Consider the following 16,925-nt stretch of genomic DNA (forward strand, 5'->3'; position numbering starts at 1 on the left):
GTGGTTTTTGTTGTGGTTTTTGTTGTGGTTTTTGTTGTGGTTTTTGTTGTGGTTTTTGTTGTTGTGGTTTTTGTTGTTGTGGTTTTTGTTGTTTTTGTTGTGGCTTTTGTTGTTTTTGTGGAAGTCTTGCAGTAAGAGGCTGTGAATTTCTATTGTTTTGAGGATATTCTTTACAAAGTTTTTTGAACAAGTCGTATGCTTGATTCAGGTTATAATTGGAATGAACTATCGCGCGTACGGCTCTGATCATAGGTATTGGGAATTGTGATTGCCAAATATTGCGTCCCATGTCAACTCCTGCAGCACCTGCTTTAAGCGCATTGTATGTCAATGCTAGTGCGTCACGTTCAGGCAGTTTAGGTCCTCCTGCAATGATTACAGGAACTGGACAGCTGTTTACCACTTTCTCAAAATTGTCACAATAGTACGTCTTGACCATATGTGCACCAAATTCGGCGGCGATTCTGCATGAAAGCGATAAGTATCGTGCGTCACGCTTTTCAAGTTCTTTACCAACTGCTGTCACTGCTAGAACTGGTAAACCGTATTCTTCTGCTTCATTTACCAGATTTCCAAGGCCCACCAAGGAATTGTGTTCGTATTTTGCGCCTACAAATATTGACATAGCAAGAGCGCTTGCGTTTATTCTTATGGCATCTTTTATGCTAGTAGTTATTTTTTCATTAGATAGATCTTCTCCAATTATGCTAGAGCCTCCAGAGACTCGTAGTACTATTGGAACAGGATATGTAGCGTCAACAGATGTCCTCACTACACCTCGTGTAACCATCAACGAATCACAGTACTTTAAGAGCGGTGCAATTGTCTTTCGTGGAACCTCAAGCTTCTCTGTAGGCCCAAGAAAATAGCCATGATCTACGGCAAGCATAACTCCACGATTGTTCTGCGGTTTGATTATACTTGAAATTCTGTTTTTTAAACCCCAATCCATATGTATCGCATTTGGGAAATTTTGGACCCTTCTTAATCTTTTCTCAAGCAGGTTCTGTCAAATTTTGGCTTGATTCACGAATAAAATAACACAGATGCGTCATAGGTCTAACTATGAATAATGATCTTCATGGCGTTCTGACCAGTATGGGCATGTTCAAATGCTTTTTGTGATTCTGCAAGAGAATATCGATGGGTAATTAGCTTTTTTACATCAACTTTACCGGTCGCGATTAGTTCTAATGCTTGTTTGGTGTCAATGTCAGACGCTGCGTATGTCGGAACCAATGTGAGTTCTTTTGCATAAATGATACTCATATCAATGTTCATAGTGGCTCCTTTTGTTGGCACACCAAACAGTATAATCGTGCCTCCTTTTCTTGTGCATGCAATAGCATCTGTTATAGCGCCAAGATGGCTAGTGGCAATTATCGATACGTCCACTCCATGCCCCTGAGTATTTGACGTTAGGGTTTCAATCGAGTTTTCACTACCTGATTTTAATGGTAACGCACCAAGCTGCCTTGCAAAGTCCAATCTAAAGTCATTTACATCAAAGCAAAAAACTTGAGAAAATCCATTTGACTGTGCGATCATAGCATGCATCACTCCAGTTGGACCAGTACCGAATATGGCAGCTGAATCGCCAAGCCTATGCGAAAATTTATTCCAGGCCCGAACACAGCATGCCAAAGGCTCTATCATCGCTGCCTCATCAAATGACATATGATCCGGGATTTTCAATACCCCACCATGAGATACATTCCATTCAGGCACGATATATTCTTCTGACAGTCCGCATGGATTCAAGTTACTATCAGAATATCTCTGACACATTGTCTCATTACCATGAACACAAAAATGGCATGAATAGCAAGGTACATGATGATGTGTGAAGACTCTATCTCCTACCTTGAATTCACTAATCTTATCACCCACAGCAATTATTATTCCAGCAGGTTCGTGTCCAAGGCGCATTGATGGTTGTCCGTATTTGCCAAACACCTTTTCAACGTCAGAACCGCATATCCCACAAGATTGCATTTTTACCAATATCTCACCAGGGGCAAGTTTCGATATTGTTGATTCTACAACTTCAACGCTTGAAGGGCCTTTTACGAATGCTGTTTTCATGTGTGATTTTTACCAGATCTGTGCTATATTTACATTGACTGATTTTTGACGGTTCGTAAAAAAAATTAAACATTCCGTTCAGATCGAACATAAAATCGATTATTATCAAAATCAATTCACTGTACTCAATGTCACGGTGGGATAGTTCCAATTATGAGGGATTTGATGAGGAAGAAGAATCAAGATTGCTTAAGAAATTTTATGATTATGCAGAAATTGAGAAGAAAGAATCCGAGAGACGTCGATTTCTAGAAGTTTCCGATAAGAAAAGACCTAGCATATGGGGAAATCGTTTTGTTGTATCTGCCATCATCCAGAGCTCAATAATAACAGGTTTGACAGTTTCGCTCATTTTAATGCAAGTAATGTTTTCAGACATCAGCATAATTCAATTCCTATCACTATCACTTGATGGTCCTGCCAAATGGTTCTTTTTCGGATACTTTATGTATATCACACTAGTCGTAGCAATAGCTATTACTGCAATATTCTATAATCATTTAGAATCAAATTTAGACCGTCCAATTCGGGGTGCAAAGAACTATTTGGTATGGATTCATCTGATTGGAACGAATGTAGGCGGGGCGGCAACCACGATTTTGTTAATAATCACTGGCTTTGTAGGGGCAGGGTTTACAAATTCAATAACAGGTGTGACAAATATGCAAGAAACAATAATCGAGACAGTAAAGATGCCGATCATGTCATTTGCCGTGTTGTTTGCCGCAGGAATAATTTGTGGTGGTATTGCGTATATTGGAACCTACGTAAATACGAAAAGAGGGCCTAAGTTAGATAAGAACAAATTTGAGGATGCAAAATACGATAGACTTTAGACGCCCAAGATTGTCTTGAGCATCTTTCTGTAATCAACTTCTTGCTTGGCCGAGCCAGCTGATGGAAGCGAGAATATCAGGGGCTTTGATTTGGTCGCACGTAGTTTTGTAAGATCCATGTTAATAGGAGTTGAAATATCTTCACTTACAAGCACCAACCCCACATCCGGATCATCAGATAATTTTTTTATCTCGGAAAATGCGGTTTGTGGATTGTCTGCTATAATACCTTGAACGCCAGCAAGTTGAAAGGACGTCACGAATATTCGACTTCCAACTGTTACTATTTTCACACTTGTGCATGTTTCAGGTACCAATTTAACCGTTTTTCCAACTCAGAAACATTGATTTAACATCATTTGATATCAATCGCAGATGTCACAAATAGACACGACAAAAGATGTCTATCTTTTTGTTCATGGGAGAATGGATCTGCTTCAGAAATCAGTTGATGCCCTAATAGCAAACGGATTCCAACGTGAAAAAATAGTCACTGCGGTACCAAATAAAGTAGGTAGTGTAGGAGATTACATGGCAATGTTGTGGATGCCTCCCAACCCAGATCATATCAAGATACAAAAAATAACCAAAGTGGAACCGGCCGAACCGGTCGGCATGATTGGGTTATGGAAAGGAGTAACAAAAGAAGACATACTCAAAATACAGATCTGAAAATACCCACATCTGAAATGATGAGTTAACATTGTAGAACAAAGGTTATAAACCAATAATTTTTTTTCAGCTTTGATGACAATAAAACTTTCATGTAATGACTATGGATTTGAGTGTGGTTTTGTTCTGGAAGGACAGAAAAGCTTGTCATTAATAAAGAAACTCAGAGACCACTTTGAAAGTGAACATGGAATAGACTACTCGGTGGATGCCATAATACAAATGATAGTCAACAAGGGTCATTCCAGAGACTCTATAAAAAATGAATAGTAAGAAATTACAATTCTGCAAGAAGGCTTTTTAAAAAATCATAGTACTCTGAATCTGAGAATGTGATCACTTCTATGTTATTTGCCCGATTTGCTTCTTTTATTGAATCAAGATGATAGCACATCTTCTTGTTCTTTAATCTGCCAAAATAATATCCTTCACATGAGCAATAGTCAAGATCAGGATCAATCCAATATTCTTTTCCCATTCCCACTATTGTCCATATCTGTCTCCTGCTAGGTGCAAAAATGTGTAGTTTTACTCTTTTTTCTGATATGATGATGTCCTTTTTGTCTTTGCCCACAAGAATTTAATGTTAAACGAACTCTATATTTTTGGTGGCAACAACTAGGCCAATACCATCAAAACCAGCACTGATGTTAGAAGGAACAAGAAAATATTTGATTGTTACTGACATGCACATAGGTTTTGAAGCAGAACTGGCTCAGAAAAAAATCTTTGTGGGTAGAAATACAATACTGCAGGAACTGTTAGACGAGATGCATGACATCATCAAATCGCAAAAACCAGATGAGGTCATACTCTTAGGTGATATCAAATCAAGTATAAGCAGAATTTCAAATAACGAGTGGGACGAGGTTCCCAAATTTTTAAAGGAATTAAGCAATATGGCCGACGTTTCCATCATACCAGGAAATCATGATGGTAATATACAGCAGCTTATTCCAGAAAATATCAATCTAATAAGCTCAGCAGGCATGATAATTGAGAATACGTTATTAACACATGGGCATACATTGCCATCAGAAAACTTTGCAGAAGTAGATAAAATAATCATAGGTCATGTTCACCCTGTCTTCTTTGACGAGAATTCAATCCTCAATGGCCAGCAAATATGGATTTCGTTGAAAACAAAAAAAGAAAACTTGTTTCCATCAAAGAGTGGTCAGCTTGAAATCATCATAGTTCCTTCTTTTAACAGATATTTTTATGCGACTAAGAAAACACAGTATAGAAAATCGATTTCTCCCATAATAGAAAAGATCCGAAGTTCAGTATCTGCCAAGCTTGTCACGTTAGATGGTACCATAATTGGCGATGAATCGTTATTACCGCAAGTTTTATGAGTAGTTTAAAGTCAGAAGCCTATTACGTGTATGTTTTTTCTGCTGTCTAGTTTGTAATCACGCAAAGTCTGAGGAATTTTGGACTCGCATTCATGTGGAACAGCAATAAAAAGAGGTAATTTTACACGTTCGGATTTCCCACTTTTCATCAACTTGTTTGAAAAGTCTTCAAACTGTTCTCTTGTTGTTTGCTCTACAAGCTCAGAACATGTTTTTACCTCTCCAATGTAGCCAAGTTGATTCTGACGGTCAAATGCAATAATGTCTGGAGCATGTCTGTTAATCACAAACGGTTTTTCATACCCATCATAATTTGCGTACTGAATTTCAAGCCCGTTGCTAGTGAAATGATCAATTAGACTCTTAACTAGCGATGTATGGTCTTGTCGCGATTTTGGCATGCATTTACCTTGCACGATGTCTAATAATTGTTGGCATGAAGAAAACAACGTCAAAATTCGATATAAATACAATCATTCTTATTGAGTGTACATATGAGCTAATCATGTCATACGACAGAAAATTGTACCCGTGTACTTGTTCTGACTGCGGTAAACAGTCCGAGGTACCTTTTGAACCAAAACCAGACAGACCAGTCTATTGTAGAGAGTGTTTTCCAAAGCACCAAAAACCACGATTTCAGAGAAGATATTAACATTAAACAATATTTTTACTGAATTTTTATTTTTTAATGCAAAAGAGCAAAATAGTATACGAGCACAGTACAACTATGTTCAAACACATTTTAGTAGTTTTTGTAGGGCCTAAAATAAAAGCAAAATCATTTCTTGTAGGACTGGGGATCGCTAAAAAGTTCAACTCTAATATTTTTGCTGTCGATTGTGTGTATAAACACCCGCCACGATTTCACTTCTTTGAAACTAAAGCAGACAAAGAAAGTGTTGCCAAACAAAAGGCAAAATCATTAGAATCCCTCAAAAAATTGCAAACGTTTGCCAATAACGCGAATGTGCAGGTCACTACCAAGCTCGTGCTAACTGATGCAATAACTGACTGGGTCACAGACTATGTAAAATCAAACAGGATAGACCTGCTAATAATGGATTACCCTCATGAACCACAATATGACATAGACCTTTCTGCAGATATCATACGGGCAATACTTGAAAAAGTAAGCGTTCCTGTTCTCTCGCTTAGAGATTAGACAGACTGCACTTGTCAACTAACCCAGCCACGCTCAAGTAGTTTGGCTTTTGTTCCCGGTTTCATACACGAGGGATTTCCATTGCTAGTCTTTATAGCGATGACAAAGCCTTCCTTGCAAGTAATATCTTCAGGAGCGATTCCAGCCCGCATCTGCTTTAGCGGCGGTAGAGATTTCAGATGATCTTGATTGTTTGTCACAGGAGGAATTATTGGGGTGCTTTGTTGGCCTATTTCCATTAAAACAGAATCAATCCATCCACTTTCATAATAATTTCCTTCATCATCAGTTCCAGCAAAATACACACTGATGAATATATTATTGAGATAGAATTCCGAATCAACAGTAATTGCATTTGTGATTGTTCCAGTACTACCACGAGTAAGTCGGTCGATGGAACCTTCTTCTATTCTTACAAAAGAGGTTACACTCTCAGGATAAAAAGAAAATATTGGCTTGGCGTTAAATATTTCATTAGGCCCTACATCATATTGTATGTTTATCTGAAAAATTGATGAATTGTCAAGCTGTGTCGATGCAAGACTTTCAAACTCAGATGAGCCATAAAAGAGATTTTCTGTTGCGTGTGCATATGGTAGCAAACCATACAGATATTCTCCAGTAGTAAGTCCAGCTACCGATGTTATCATCACCATGAAAACAAGTAAGGCGTATTTCAAAGCGCAATTAGAAATGCATTCAATATTTGATAAATCCTTCTAATCATTTGTATGAAAGTGAGGGACTCGCCAGAGGTTGAAGAGCAGTGTTAAGACTCTGGCGAGTGGTCGTCGCCCTCAGATTTTCTGTACGATCCGTGAGCAAATACTGTAATTATCGGCTTTAAATGGTTTGAAAATAACGTACCCGTCTGTGTTTTTTTGAGCTCATGTGTAGTTGCATGTATTGAAGTGCATATTCAATAACATCTACAGTGGGTCGTATGGCTCCAATGGTTTTTTGGTGGTTTCGTTGTGATGCAACCAATCTAGTGTCTTAACGAATGATTCTGCCAGTTCAGTGGTAGTAAGAACTGGAATTCCAAGCTCAATTGCTTTCCTACGAATTTGATATTCATCATACAACATGCCCACGTATTTTTCAAGCGTAGATGTGGAAGGAATGTTTATTATAAAATTGATTTTCCTCTGATAGAGAAGATCAGAAATGTTCGGCTTGCGTTCAGGTTCGCTTATTTTGTATACTATCTCTACGTCCGATATGTTCTTCTCCGATAGAAACTCGGCAGTGTGTTCTGTTGCCAATATTTTGAATCCAAGACTCTTCAATAAAGCCATGGTTTGAAGCAACTTTTCTTTATTTTCGGCACCACCTATTGTTATAAGTGCCGTCCCTTGTTTTGGCATGTTATATCCAACCGAAATTAAGCCTTTTGAGAGTGCGTCGTAAAAACTATCACCAAAACAGGCTGCCTCTCCCGTAGACTGCATTTCAACCCCAAGAACAATATCGGCCCCATCAAGCTGCATAAATGAGAACTGAGGTACCTTGATTCCATAAGTGTGTGTTTTTTTCCATTTATCCGACGGTATGTCCGGTAGTTCTTTTCCAAGAACTGCAGTTGCAGCTAGATTGATAAGATTTGTTTTGATAAGTTTTGAGACAAACGGCATTGAACGTGATGCACGTATGTTAAGCTCTATTACATATACTTGATCATTATTTATCAGAAACTGCAAGTTAAACGGCCCTTTAATATTGAATGATTTGGCAATCTTGTTTGCATAATCAGTTATTGTTTCAACTTGTTTGTTGGACAGTCTCCATGGCGGGATAACCATCATAGCATCACCAGAATGCACCCCCGCTGCATCAATATGTTCCACTATTGCGCCTATTATAACTCGCTTACCATCAGATACCCCATCCACATCAACTTCAAGTGAGTTAAGCATGAATTTAGAAATCACGACAGGATGATCTGGAGACAACGTAGTTGCATTAGTCACATATTTTGTTAGCTCTTCTTGTGACCAGACCACTTTCATTGCAGCACCAGACAGAACGTACGACGGCCTAACTAGAACAGGATACCCTACTTTTGTGGCAAATGATTTTGCTTCTGAAAAATTTGTGAATGCTTGCCATGGTGGCTGTTTTATGTGTAGTTTATCAAGCACACTGCTGAATTTTGAGCGGTCTTCTGCCCTATCAACATCATCTGCCGAGGTGCCCAAGAGACGTATTCCATATTTTGCAAGATTTGGAGTAAGATTGTTTGCAGTTTGCCCTCCAACTGAAGTCACTATGCCTTTCGGACTCTCAAACTCTGCAATGTCCAAGATTCTCTCAAGAGTAAGTTCCTCAAAATACAGCCTGCTACATATATCGTAATCAGTCGATACTGTTTCAGGATTACAGTTTACCACGACCACATTATCTTCCCCATTATCCTTTAGTCCCCAGACCATGTTGACCGTACCCCAATCAAATTCCACACTACTACCTATTCTATATGGTCCTGCTCCCAGAACTATAACTCCACGTTGATCCGGAGTTACAGAGATATCGTTTTCATTTCCACCATACGTCAGGTAAAGATAGTTTGTCTTTGCTGGCCATTCTGCTGCCAGGGTATCGATCTGTTTGATGACAGGCAACACTCCGAGATCTTTTCTAACCTTTCTTATCTCCAACTCATCTTTACTTTTTGCTCTTCCAATCTGCCTGTCAGAAAATCCCATCTGTTTTGCTCTCTTGAGAAGATCTTTTGTTAGATCATTTTCTGTCAGCTCTGATTCCATATTCACGATGTTTTTGATTTTTTCTATGAACCATGGGTCAATTGCCGATAATTTGTATATTTTTTCAACAGATATGCCTTTCTTTATTGCAGCGGCCACATAGTACAGAATATGATCATTAGGATTCAATAGATGGTTTTCGATATCTTCCACATCATACGTATTGCCATTCATACGGTTTAGCACAAGGCCGTCGTTACCGATTTCAAGCATTCGTATTGCCTTTTGTAGTGATTCTTCGAATGTTCTTCCTATTGCCATTACTTCACCTACAGACTTCATGGTTGGACCGAGCTTGCGGTTTGCCATTTCAAACTTGGTAAAGTCCCATCTTGGATGCTTTATTACCACATAGTCAAGGGATGGTTCAAAACAGGCAGTAGTTGTCTTTGTGATACTGTTCACAAGTTCCGGAAGAGAGTGTCCAAGACCGATTTTTGCAGACATGTATGCGAGTGGATAACCAGTAGCTTTGCTTGCAAGCGCAGAAGATCTTGAGAGTCTAGGGTTGATCTCGATTGCGACATATCTTTCTGACTGTGGATCAAGTGCAAACTGTATGTTACACTCGCCTATAATTCCAACATGTTTTGTTCCACGAAGTGCAGCTGAGCGCAGCATGTGATATTCTCGGTTGTTTATCGTTTGCGATGGCGCAATCACAACGTTATCTCCTGTGTGCACTCTCATGGAAAACACGTTTTCCATATTACATACAATGACGTTATTTCCTTCGTAATCTTGCATTACCTCGTATTCTATCTGCTTCCAGTGGCCGATGTACTCTTCAATTAGAACCTGATGCACAAGACTTGCATTGAGGCCTCGTTCAACAATCTCATGCAGCTCATATTCATTGTGTGCTACACCACCACCCTTGCCGCCTAGAGTATATGCTACCCGGATTATTACAGGATACCCTAGTTCGTCAGCTGCTTTTTTTGCATCCTCGAATGTGTTAACAGTTTTACTTCTCAGAACAGGTACATTGCATTGTATCATCGAATCCTTGAATAGTTGCCTGTCTTCTGTTTTTTGAATGCCAGGAATTTGAGTTCCAAGTACACGGACGTTATATTTGTCCAAAATACCCTGTTCGCTCAATTTTACACCACAGTTTAATGCGGTCTGCCCACCATAACCCAACATTATTCCATCAGGGCGTTCTGCCTCGATTATTGAGCTTACATACTCTACAGTAACAGGCAGTAAGTACACTTTATCCGCAAATCTTGTGTCAGTCTGAATCGTTGCTATATTCGGATTGATAAGTACACTTTTCAGACCGTCTTCGCGAATGGCTTTGAGGCACTGGCTACCGGAGTAGTCGAATTAGCGGTCGTTTTTGCGACTTTCGCCTGCTTCTCCGATTTTGATTGCCCCACTACCCAACACCAAAATTTTCTTTAGTTGCTCATTTTTTATTAGTCTCCCCCTCCTTTATGAGATTGTCAAGCTCCTCGAACACATACTTGCAATCATATGGTCCTGGAGAAGCTTCCGGATGGAACTGTACTGCAATGATCTTTTTGTTTTTATGTCGAATGCCTTCAACGGTATCATCGTCTGCGTTGGTAAACCATAAATCAAAATCAGTGTTCTTGAGGGAATTTGGATCAATTCCATAACCGTGGTTTTGGCTGGTTACATAAACTTGGTTGTTGCTAAGATTTACACAGGATTTATTCTGGCCTCTGTGACCGTATTTGAGCTTGTACGTAGTTGCTCCTCCAGCAAGTCCTATTATCTGTGCCCCAAGACAGATTCCAAGTGTCGGTATATTCTTTTCAATCAGTTGTTTTGCTGTTTGAATTGTCTGAGGGCATTTTTCTGGATCACCCGGGCCGTTACTCAGTATAACCCCTTTTGGATTGTATGATAACACTTGATCAATTGTTGCATTCCAAGGAAGCTTCACTACTTTGTATCCAAGATTGCGCACGTTTCGCAATATGGCGTTCTTAACACCAGTGTCTATAATGACTACACAGTCTTTTTCAGTGCCAAATATCTGTGGTTGTTTTATCGATACAGTATCCATGAATTGTTCTGAGGTGTACGGATTTGCTTGTGAGAGTTGCTCTTTAACTGTATCCACGTCTATTTCAGAATCTGACACTGCTAATGCGGCCATCATGACACCACTGGTTCGTAGTTTTTTAGTTAAACTGCGGGTATCTATTCCAGATATGCCTGGAACGCCTTGTTTGTATAACCATTCATCAAGCGTCATTTTCAGATTCCAGTGACTTGCTATTTCAGAGAGCTCGTGGATGACAAGGCCTCGTGCCTGAATTCTGTCAGATTCGAAAAACTCAGGTATGCCCGACTCGTCAGTCACGTCTGGATCTGGGACGCCATAGTTACCGATCAGTGGATATGTTAAAGTCAGTATTTGGCCTGCGTATGATGGATCCGTCAGGGTTTCTGTATAACCTACCATACCCGTATTAAACACAAGTTCGCCAAAGATGGTCTTTGGGTATCCAAATCCCAACCCGTCAAAAACGGTACCATCTGCTAAAACCAGTTTTCCGTGTTTGTTTGCCCATTGGGCTTTTTTTACTGAAATTGTGACCCTCGAAATGTGGATTTACTTGTAAATTTAAGTTTTATGTGTTGTGATCGCACTAAAAACGCTATAATGCTTTGAATTGTTCACTCCACTTGTAGTAAGCTCGGATCATATCCATCGAAACGCTTGGCTTTCGTCTAGTCATTATCTCCCTAAAGTCAGTCATGTTAAGCTCTCTTGGTTGTGGAGGCGCTTCACCTGCTACGGGTTCGTGGTATGCTGGGTTGCTGAACAATTCATTTACTATTCTTAATTGTGCACCCTGACAAATATCCTTAATATCAGATGCTGAATAACCATCAAAGATCTTTGCTAGCTCTGATGGTCTTACCCTATCATCCTTTTTCAGCTGCGCAGTATACAACTCAAAAAGAGCTTCCCTTGCCTCAAGTGTCGGAAGCGGTACGTAAACCCTCTTTTGGAATCTCCTTAAGAATGGCCAATCAAGGCTCCATGGTTTGTTAGTAGCCCCAATCACGTATAGTTTAATGTCTTTGCCCTTGCCATTTATTCCGTCCATTTCTGTGAGAAATTGGTTTTTTGTTCTAACCTCGCCTCCGACTTCAGAATTTCTGTTGCCAAGAAGTGAATCAATTTCATCTATAAACAATATTACAGGTTTGTTTTCTTTTTCGGCATAACCTCTAGCAAGTCTGAACACCTTAGATACGTTCTTTTCTGCTTCGCCTAGCCATTTGCTCATCATCGAGGCTGCATCAACTACAATAAAGTAGCCGTCAATTTCGTTGGCAGTTGCAGCGGCCAATACCGTCTTTCCGCAGCCAGGAGGGCCATACAGTAGTATGCCACGCGGCCATCCAAGCGGGAATAAATCCGGCCTTTGGGTTGGATATACTATTGATTCACGTAAAGCAGTTTTTGCATCGTCAAGTCCTATCACTTCTTTCCATGTTACGTCTGGCTTTTCCTTCATTATCATATCATCAAAGTCATCTTCGTCCTTTTTCTTCTCAAGCTGAGCCTTTTGTTCGGCTGGTGTTGCTTTGGGGTCCACAGCAGGCTCGATGTCTACACCATGTGTCATCTGAAGTGCTTTTATTCGATTTTCGTATGATCTGCATCGTTCCGTATAGACCTTGTTTAATTTGTTATCAGGATACAAGTGGATTAATTTTACAAGAGCGTCGATAGCTTTTTGGTAGTTTGCAATTGCCATACCTCTTGCCCCTTGGGAATCAAGTCGTATTGCATCAGATGCGTACTTGCTTGCATTGTTTTCTAATTCTTGTGGTGCTAGACTCATTTTACACTACCTGCTCATATTGGGCTTGAGGATTTTGTAGGTATTCTGGTGTGTAAACAGGTGTAACAGATTTTGTTAAATTTATTGTACCATTATTTGCAGTTTGTGCACAGTGTTTTTTGCGCTCAAGTGAGAGGCTTGATGAAACATCATTTTGAACAGTCTTGATTTCAGATACAGAATATTGGGCTGAAATTATAAGTTCATTAATTGAATCGTTTATACCCTCTAAAGAACACGACCAATTCCTCATCATCTCTGTGAATTCCTTGAGGAGCGCGTACGTGTCCTTTTTTTGTTGGTATTTCATCAGGATTTGCTCCGCCAGGCACAGAATAGTATCAAAATCCTCCAATTCTTCATTCGTGAGATTATTGATTTTACGCTCATATCTTGGATTTGATTCGAGTATTCTTTTCTTTACAAGATTTGAGAGCTGCCTGATCTTTTCCACATCCTGTTCTAGGCGACCTGTTTCAAAGGATTTCATAATGATAGACCTTTTTACAAATTTAGATTAGGGTATGAGGTGCGGATTTTAGATTCCACTATCAAATTTACTTCAGCAAGTATTTGTTTAGATTCCAGATTGGTCTGCTTAAAGTCAAATTTGGCTTCAATCAGACTTCCTGAATCCATCACTATGCTGCCCAAAAGCCCGGAAAGCTCTATAAGATCCTGGCTGACATGTGGCATTTTAAGATAGAGATTAGAGTTAACCATACGTATCACAGATATTAAAGGTGAGACGGTTTGAGCAAGATTGCTCATCTGAGACACAGATGCAAGCTTTTGTCTTATTAGTTTGACCACCTCTACTGACATGGTGACGGTGACTTCATGTTCAACCTGTCGTTTTAGCTGAGCATTATCCCTCCAAGACGTTACTTCATGATATAATGCTTGATTAGACTCTTGTATTTGGTTTTGCTCTCTGTAGAGTTTTTGTAGTATTGAATCAGCCAAAAACGAAGAATATTGAAGACGGGGCTTTATTGTCAATGCGTATGGATTTGGGAGAATCTGAACTTTGTTATTTACAAATACCGAGCTTGCGACCATGTCTGATCACATACAGGGTTTATCTATATTAGAGCGGTGTACCAAGTTTTAGGTTAACCGCAGTAACAATACGCTGCGGTTACATCTGGAGTTTTTTTTCAAGGTTTTGTTCAATGAAATTGACAATGGATTTTACCTAATAATCTTCAAAGAAAACGTGATGGCAAAAGAACATGGGCTAACCGTGAGTTTAGAAGAATTTGGACTATCAAAATACGAGGCAAGAGCATATGTTGCACTTATAACGCATGGGACAATTTCGGCTAGCGAAGTTGCATATTATGCCGAACTTCCTAGAACCAAAGTCTATCCAGTATTACTAAAGCTGCAGCAGAAAAAACTTGCAATTATATCAAAAAGTAAGCCTGTCATGTGCACCGGTATTGCGCCAGAGGATGCATTTGATGAAATTGTTCATGAACAGATAAACAAAGTTGATGCAATGAATACCCTTGTATCAAAACTCAAGAAAATAAGCGAGGAGAGTAAAAAGGCAAGAGGAGCTGAGGAGAAAAGGTACTTTCATCTTCATTCAAACTATGTTGTAAAGCAGCTAAGAACGATGATTGGTGGCGCAAAATCATCAATGTGTATAACCACGGATGCGTGGGGCATGAGTATATTAGCAGAATGTAAAGAAGAACTCTTATCAGTACTCAGAAGAGATTTGGACGTGCGTCTGATTATTCCAACCCAAGTAATTGGAAGTGAATCATTCAGGGCAATGCCGGAAGGAATCAAGATTAGATCTTCTGAGATTATTCAGAATTGTTTTATCTTCGATGATACGGAGCTATTGTTGATTGACAATACAAATGGCAGAGGGGCGGTGTTTTCATCTACAGACGTCTTGGGCGCAAATCAGACAAGATTGTTTGATCAGATATGGAAAGATGCACTCAAAATTGATAATTTGACTGAGATGACAAAGAGTCAAGCGCTTGAAGTGTGTAGAATAATCAACATCGTAAACGAGAATGGTTTGGGATTCACGCTCAACTCCATCATAGGTTCCAAAATAAAACTCGTCGATTATGTAAAATTTTTAGAAAAAAATGGTATCTCATTAAAAGATAAAACGTTTGAACAGATTCTTGATCTGGTAAACTCTACGCTAGAAATAACATGTTCAGGAAGTGCCCAGTATGACGAAAGATCAAAAAACATCATACTAGAATCGAAACTTAACAGTGGACATTCACTACCGTGGGCAATGCTACTTGAGAACTATCTTGAACAAAAAGGATACCATTCAAAGTTGATCTATCGTTCCGACTCCCATAGAGGCGAATTTGTGCACATAAAGATAGACCAATAAAACTAAAAACCATACAAGACACACACATCTTGTGATTGAAGACAATCTAAAGAGACTTGGAATTGTTTTACCAATCCCTCCAAAACCGGCAGGCTCGTATGTGCCCGTGGTAGTATCTGGGAATCTTGCATTTGTGTCAGGACAGATTCCAATACAAGACGGAAAAGTGATGTTTACAGGCAGAGTCCCCACGGAGAAATCCATACAAGAGGCCCAACAAGCAGCCAGACTCTGTGCAATCAACATCTTGGCTCAGTTAAAGGCAAACCTGGGCAGCTTGGAGAGAATTACAAGAATTCTCAGAGTGTCAGGATTTGTAAATTCCGATGCAGGTTTTTCAGAACAGCCAAAGATAATCAATGCCGCATCTGATTTTCTATTTGAGATTTTTGGAGAGAGTGGAAAACATTCAAGAATTGCAATAGGTGCATCGAGTTTGCCGCTTAATTCCACCGTAGAAATTGATATGATAGCCGAGATTTCTACTGGTTAAGTTTTGTGTTAAGGGCCTTGATAAATGATATGATTTTGTCTTTTGGTATGACTGCACCACATGCTTTATCGTGACCTCCTCCTGAACCGCCAAAATCCTGAGCAAGCGAGTTTACAAGTCGGCCAAGATGAATGGAGCACGATTTCGAACCCCTAATCGATACGGCATAGATTCCATGATCAACTCTTTCTTTGTACGCCACACCTACATCTTTCCCAGATAAGCCCAATACAAAATTCACGGCTCCACTTGCACCAGCATCAATGATTTCCATATAACCAAGATTCTTCATTTTCTTAAGAGATTTTTTGACCTTCTCTATCATGGTGGCTAACTTTTCAACTTGAATTTGTGCAAACTCAAAAGAGTTTGGAATTTCATGCGGATATTTTGATTCACTAAGCATTTCTACAAGGTACAACAGATAGTCAGGATCCTTTTGGTGTCCAACTATGTTGTACGTAAGAACTGTTGCAGATATTAATGCAAACTGTCGGTCATAAATCTGTAGTAGCCTAGATCCCTTCGGCCTATCTTCCATATAGTCAGTTATTGCAGCGCATGCAGCTATGAACGCGGCGTGATCAGATAGTTTAGATTTGAATGCACCGTATACTTGAACCGTAGTACATTCATTAACATCGTGAATTATTTTGATTTTTGCCTTTTGTAATTTCTTTACAATCTCCGGATCAATGTCATGATGATCAACATATGTTATAGCCACCTTTTTCTTTTTTAACGAAGACAGAATTTCTACAAATTGATCTTGATTGTTTTTGCTCAAACCAAGGTCACATATGTATAACGACTTGAGTTTTTCATCATGTTCAAGGGCTTCAAGTGCAGGCATTAATCCAGGATAATCCACCAAAACGGTTTCACCGCCAAATGCTTGGCGAATAAGTGCGGCAGAGCTAATTCCGTCTGCATCTTCCATGTGCGATAAGCACAGGATTTTAGATCTTGTAGATTTTGAGGTTTTTTTCGCTACCACACGTGCAATCTTTAACTACTATATTTAAACCCAAAAGCTGATTAGTCTTTTTTTGGATGATTATTTGCAACCAAAATTTGTTTATCTTTTTCCGACAAAAGTAAATAGACATCATAGAATGTCAGTGTCGAGAGTTGATTTCTTTTGTCCATTTCTGCCAGCATGGCAAGAGTTTCCGCTGAGGCCTCCAATATCAATTTGTCCACATGTGCCATAAAGTCGCGTTCTACTTTTGTCATGATAACAAATGACGAATAAGACTATACCAACTAGCTTTGTCATATTAGACCAAATGCTAAATTCAGAGTGCAAAACTTAATAGGAAATTTCAAGGC

Annotated in this window: 20 protein-coding genes and 1 pseudogene; 8 read left to right on the top strand and 13 right to left on the bottom strand. The window is 39.4% G+C overall.

The genetic code is table 11. The features are described 5' to 3' along the window. Both lsrF and NITUZ_RS05135 read right to left on the bottom strand, forming a co-directional pair. Nucleotides 1-952, bottom strand: a 952-nt coding sequence (gene lsrF, locus NITUZ_RS05130; RefSeq protein WP_048196138.1) for a 3-hydroxy-5-phosphonooxypentane-2,4-dione thiolase, incomplete at its 3' end; no start/stop codon positions are given. Between the two features lie 107 nt (nt 953-1,059). Further along, nucleotides 1,060-2,085 (bottom strand): zinc-dependent dehydrogenase, encoded by a 1,026-nt coding sequence (locus NITUZ_RS05135; RefSeq protein WP_048196141.1) that lies wholly within the window; start codon nt 2,083-2,085, stop codon nt 1,060-1,062. Between the two features lie 128 nt (nt 2,086-2,213). Here NITUZ_RS05135 and NITUZ_RS05140 point away from each other — a divergent pair, with 128 nt between their 5' ends. Further along, nucleotides 2,214-2,921 carry a hypothetical protein gene (locus NITUZ_RS05140; protein WP_052370094.1) on the top strand — a complete coding sequence of 236 codons (708 nt, stop codon included), beginning with the start codon at nt 2,214-2,216 and terminating at the stop codon, nt 2,919-2,921. Here NITUZ_RS05140 and NITUZ_RS05145 read toward each other — a convergent pair. Continuing rightward, nucleotides 2,918-3,214: a V-type ATP synthase subunit F gene (locus NITUZ_RS05145; RefSeq protein ID WP_048196144.1), complete on the bottom strand. Its 297-nt coding sequence runs from the start codon at nt 3,212-3,214 to the stop codon at nt 2,918-2,920. The two genes, NITUZ_RS05140 and NITUZ_RS05145, sit on opposite strands and share 4 nt — an antisense overlap. Before the next feature lie 82 nt (nt 3,215-3,296). Here NITUZ_RS05145 and NITUZ_RS05150 point away from each other — a divergent pair, with 82 nt between their 5' ends. After that, complete coding sequence (locus NITUZ_RS05150) at nt 3,297-3,593, top strand: hypothetical protein (RefSeq protein ID WP_048196145.1); 297 nt, start codon at nt 3,297-3,299, stop codon at nt 3,591-3,593. A 75-nt stretch (nt 3,594-3,668) separates the two neighbouring features. Beyond that, complete coding sequence (locus NITUZ_RS05155; protein ID WP_048196147.1) at nt 3,669-3,863, top strand: DUF1059 domain-containing protein; 195 nt, start codon at nt 3,669-3,671, stop codon at nt 3,861-3,863. Nucleotides 3,864-3,870: 7 nt separating this feature from the next. Here NITUZ_RS05155 and NITUZ_RS05160 read toward each other — a convergent pair whose 3' ends face one another. Further along, a complete protein-coding gene (locus NITUZ_RS05160) occupies nt 3,871-4,167 on the bottom strand; it encodes a hypothetical protein (RefSeq protein ID WP_048196148.1) in 297 nt (98 codons plus the stop codon). Between the two features lie 34 nt (nt 4,168-4,201). Between NITUZ_RS05160 and NITUZ_RS05165 the strand changes: the two genes are divergently transcribed. Beyond that, nucleotides 4,202-4,951, top strand: coding sequence for a metallophosphoesterase (locus tag NITUZ_RS05165; RefSeq protein WP_155991381.1), 750 nt, complete (start codon nt 4,202-4,204; stop codon nt 4,949-4,951). Nucleotides 4,952-4,962: 11 nt separating this feature from the next. On the opposite strand, the gene NITUZ_RS05170 is transcribed toward NITUZ_RS05165, so the two are convergent. Beyond that, nucleotides 4,963-5,352, bottom strand: a complete 390-nt coding sequence (locus NITUZ_RS05170) for a hypothetical protein (protein WP_048196150.1) — start codon at nt 5,350-5,352, stop codon at nt 4,963-4,965. A gap of 104 nt (nt 5,353-5,456) precedes the next feature. Here NITUZ_RS05170 and NITUZ_RS09825 point away from each other — a divergent pair, with 104 nt between their 5' ends. Next, a complete protein-coding gene (locus NITUZ_RS09825) occupies nt 5,457-5,606 on the top strand; it encodes a CxxC-x17-CxxC domain-containing protein (RefSeq protein WP_081844909.1) in 150 nt (49 codons plus the stop codon). A 36-nt stretch (nt 5,607-5,642) separates the two neighbouring features. Continuing rightward, nucleotides 5,643-6,116 (top strand): universal stress protein, encoded by a 474-nt coding sequence (locus NITUZ_RS05175; protein ID WP_052370095.1) that lies wholly within the window; start codon nt 5,643-5,645, stop codon nt 6,114-6,116. Nucleotides 6,117-6,130: 14 nt separating this feature from the next. On the opposite strand, the gene NITUZ_RS05180 is transcribed toward NITUZ_RS05175, so the two are convergent. The 6 genes and pseudogenes from NITUZ_RS05180 to NITUZ_RS05205 all read right to left on the bottom strand — a co-directional run bounded on the left by NITUZ_RS05180 (nt 6,131) and on the right by NITUZ_RS05205 (nt 13,782). Next, a complete protein-coding gene (locus tag NITUZ_RS05180) occupies nt 6,131-6,766 on the bottom strand; it encodes a hypothetical protein (RefSeq protein WP_155991384.1) in 636 nt (211 codons plus the stop codon). 279 nt (nt 6,767-7,045) lie between these two features. After that, nucleotides 7,046-10,306: pseudogene (gene carB, locus NITUZ_RS05185) on the bottom strand (carbamoyl-phosphate synthase (glutamine-hydrolyzing) large subunit). Continuing rightward, the gene (carA, locus tag NITUZ_RS05190) at nt 10,296-11,474 is read right to left on the bottom strand and encodes a glutamine-hydrolyzing carbamoyl-phosphate synthase small subunit (protein ID WP_048196154.1); all 1,179 of its coding nucleotides are present in this window, start codon (nt 11,472-11,474) and stop codon (nt 10,296-10,298) included. Before carA ends, carB begins: the two are co-directional and overlap by 11 nt. A gap of 46 nt (nt 11,475-11,520) precedes the next feature. Beyond that, a complete protein-coding gene (locus tag NITUZ_RS05195) occupies nt 11,521-12,720 on the bottom strand; it encodes an AAA family ATPase (RefSeq protein WP_048196156.1) in 1,200 nt (399 codons plus the stop codon). 1 nt (nt 12,721) lies between these two features. After that, nucleotides 12,722-13,210 carry a hypothetical protein gene (locus NITUZ_RS05200; protein ID WP_048196158.1) on the bottom strand — a complete coding sequence of 163 codons (489 nt, stop codon included), beginning with the start codon at nt 13,208-13,210 and terminating at the stop codon, nt 12,722-12,724. Nucleotides 13,211-13,224: 14 nt separating this feature from the next. Further along, nucleotides 13,225-13,782, bottom strand: coding sequence for a hypothetical protein (locus NITUZ_RS05205; RefSeq protein ID WP_048196161.1), 558 nt, complete (start codon nt 13,780-13,782; stop codon nt 13,225-13,227). Between the two features lie 160 nt (nt 13,783-13,942). Here NITUZ_RS05205 and NITUZ_RS05210 point away from each other — a divergent pair, with 160 nt between their 5' ends. Continuing rightward, on the top strand, nt 13,943-15,100 hold the full coding sequence (locus NITUZ_RS05210) for a TrmB family transcriptional regulator (protein ID WP_048196890.1): 1,158 nt from the start codon (nt 13,943-13,945) through the stop codon (nt 15,098-15,100). Nucleotides 15,101-15,131: 31 nt separating this feature from the next. Next, on the top strand, nt 15,132-15,593 hold the full coding sequence (locus NITUZ_RS05215; RefSeq protein WP_048196163.1) for a RidA family protein: 462 nt from the start codon (nt 15,132-15,134) through the stop codon (nt 15,591-15,593). Here the strand turns inward: NITUZ_RS05215 and NITUZ_RS05220 are convergent. Together NITUZ_RS05220 and NITUZ_RS05225 are read right to left on the bottom strand one after the other, a co-directional pair. Continuing rightward, entirely contained in the window at nt 15,583-16,533 is a 951-nt protein-coding gene (locus NITUZ_RS05220; RefSeq protein ID WP_081844881.1) for a DHHA1 domain-containing protein, read from the bottom strand. The genes NITUZ_RS05215 and NITUZ_RS05220 overlap by 11 nt on opposite strands. 98 nt (nt 16,534-16,631) lie before the next feature. Next, a complete protein-coding gene (locus NITUZ_RS05225) occupies nt 16,632-16,829 on the bottom strand; it encodes a hypothetical protein (RefSeq protein ID WP_048196167.1) in 198 nt (65 codons plus the stop codon). Nucleotides 16,830-16,925 lie beyond the last annotated feature (96 nt).

This window comes from Candidatus Nitrosotenuis uzonensis (genome assembly GCF_000723185.1).
Taxonomy (GTDB): Archaea; Thermoproteota; Nitrososphaeria; order Nitrososphaerales; family Nitrosopumilaceae; genus Nitrosotenuis; species Nitrosotenuis uzonensis.

Bases quoted from the DNA above. Each gene is read 5' to 3' on its own strand.
- NITUZ_RS05135 (WP_048196141.1), bottom strand. From the start codon at position 2,085: ATGAAAACAGCATTCGTAAAAGGCCCTTCAAGCGTTGAAGTTGTAGAA.
- NITUZ_RS05140 (WP_052370094.1), top strand. From the start codon at position 2,214: ATGTCACGGTGGGATAGTTCCAATTATGAGGGATTTGATGAGGAAGAA.
- NITUZ_RS05150 (WP_048196145.1), top strand. From the start codon at position 3,297: ATGTCACAAATAGACACGACAAAAGATGTCTATCTTTTTGTTCATGGG.
- NITUZ_RS05155 (WP_048196147.1), top strand. From the start codon at position 3,669: ATGACAATAAAACTTTCATGTAATGACTATGGATTTGAGTGTGGTTTT.
- NITUZ_RS05170 (WP_048196150.1), bottom strand. From the start codon at position 5,352: ATGCCAAAATCGCGACAAGACCATACATCGCTAGTTAAGAGTCTAATT.
- NITUZ_RS09825 (WP_081844909.1), top strand. From the start codon at position 5,457: ATGTCATACGACAGAAAATTGTACCCGTGTACTTGTTCTGACTGCGGT.
- NITUZ_RS05175 (WP_052370095.1), top strand. From the start codon at position 5,643: ATGCAAAAGAGCAAAATAGTATACGAGCACAGTACAACTATGTTCAAA.
- NITUZ_RS05180 (WP_155991384.1), bottom strand. From the start codon at position 6,766: ATGATAACATCGGTAGCTGGACTTACTACTGGAGAATATCTGTATGGT.
- NITUZ_RS05195 (WP_048196156.1), bottom strand. From the start codon at position 12,720: ATGAGTCTAGCACCACAAGAATTAGAAAACAATGCAAGCAAGTACGCA.
- NITUZ_RS05200 (WP_048196158.1), bottom strand. From the start codon at position 13,210: ATGAAATCCTTTGAAACAGGTCGCCTAGAACAGGATGTGGAAAAGATC.
- NITUZ_RS05205 (WP_048196161.1), bottom strand. From the start codon at position 13,782: ATGGTCGCAAGCTCGGTATTTGTAAATAACAAAGTTCAGATTCTCCCA.
- NITUZ_RS05210 (WP_048196890.1), top strand. From the start codon at position 13,943: ATGGCAAAAGAACATGGGCTAACCGTGAGTTTAGAAGAATTTGGACTA.
- NITUZ_RS05220 (WP_081844881.1), bottom strand. From the start codon at position 16,533: ATGGAAGATGCAGACGGAATTAGCTCTGCCGCACTTATTCGCCAAGCA.
- NITUZ_RS05225 (WP_048196167.1), bottom strand. From the start codon at position 16,829: ATGACAAAAGTAGAACGCGACTTTATGGCACATGTGGACAAATTGATA.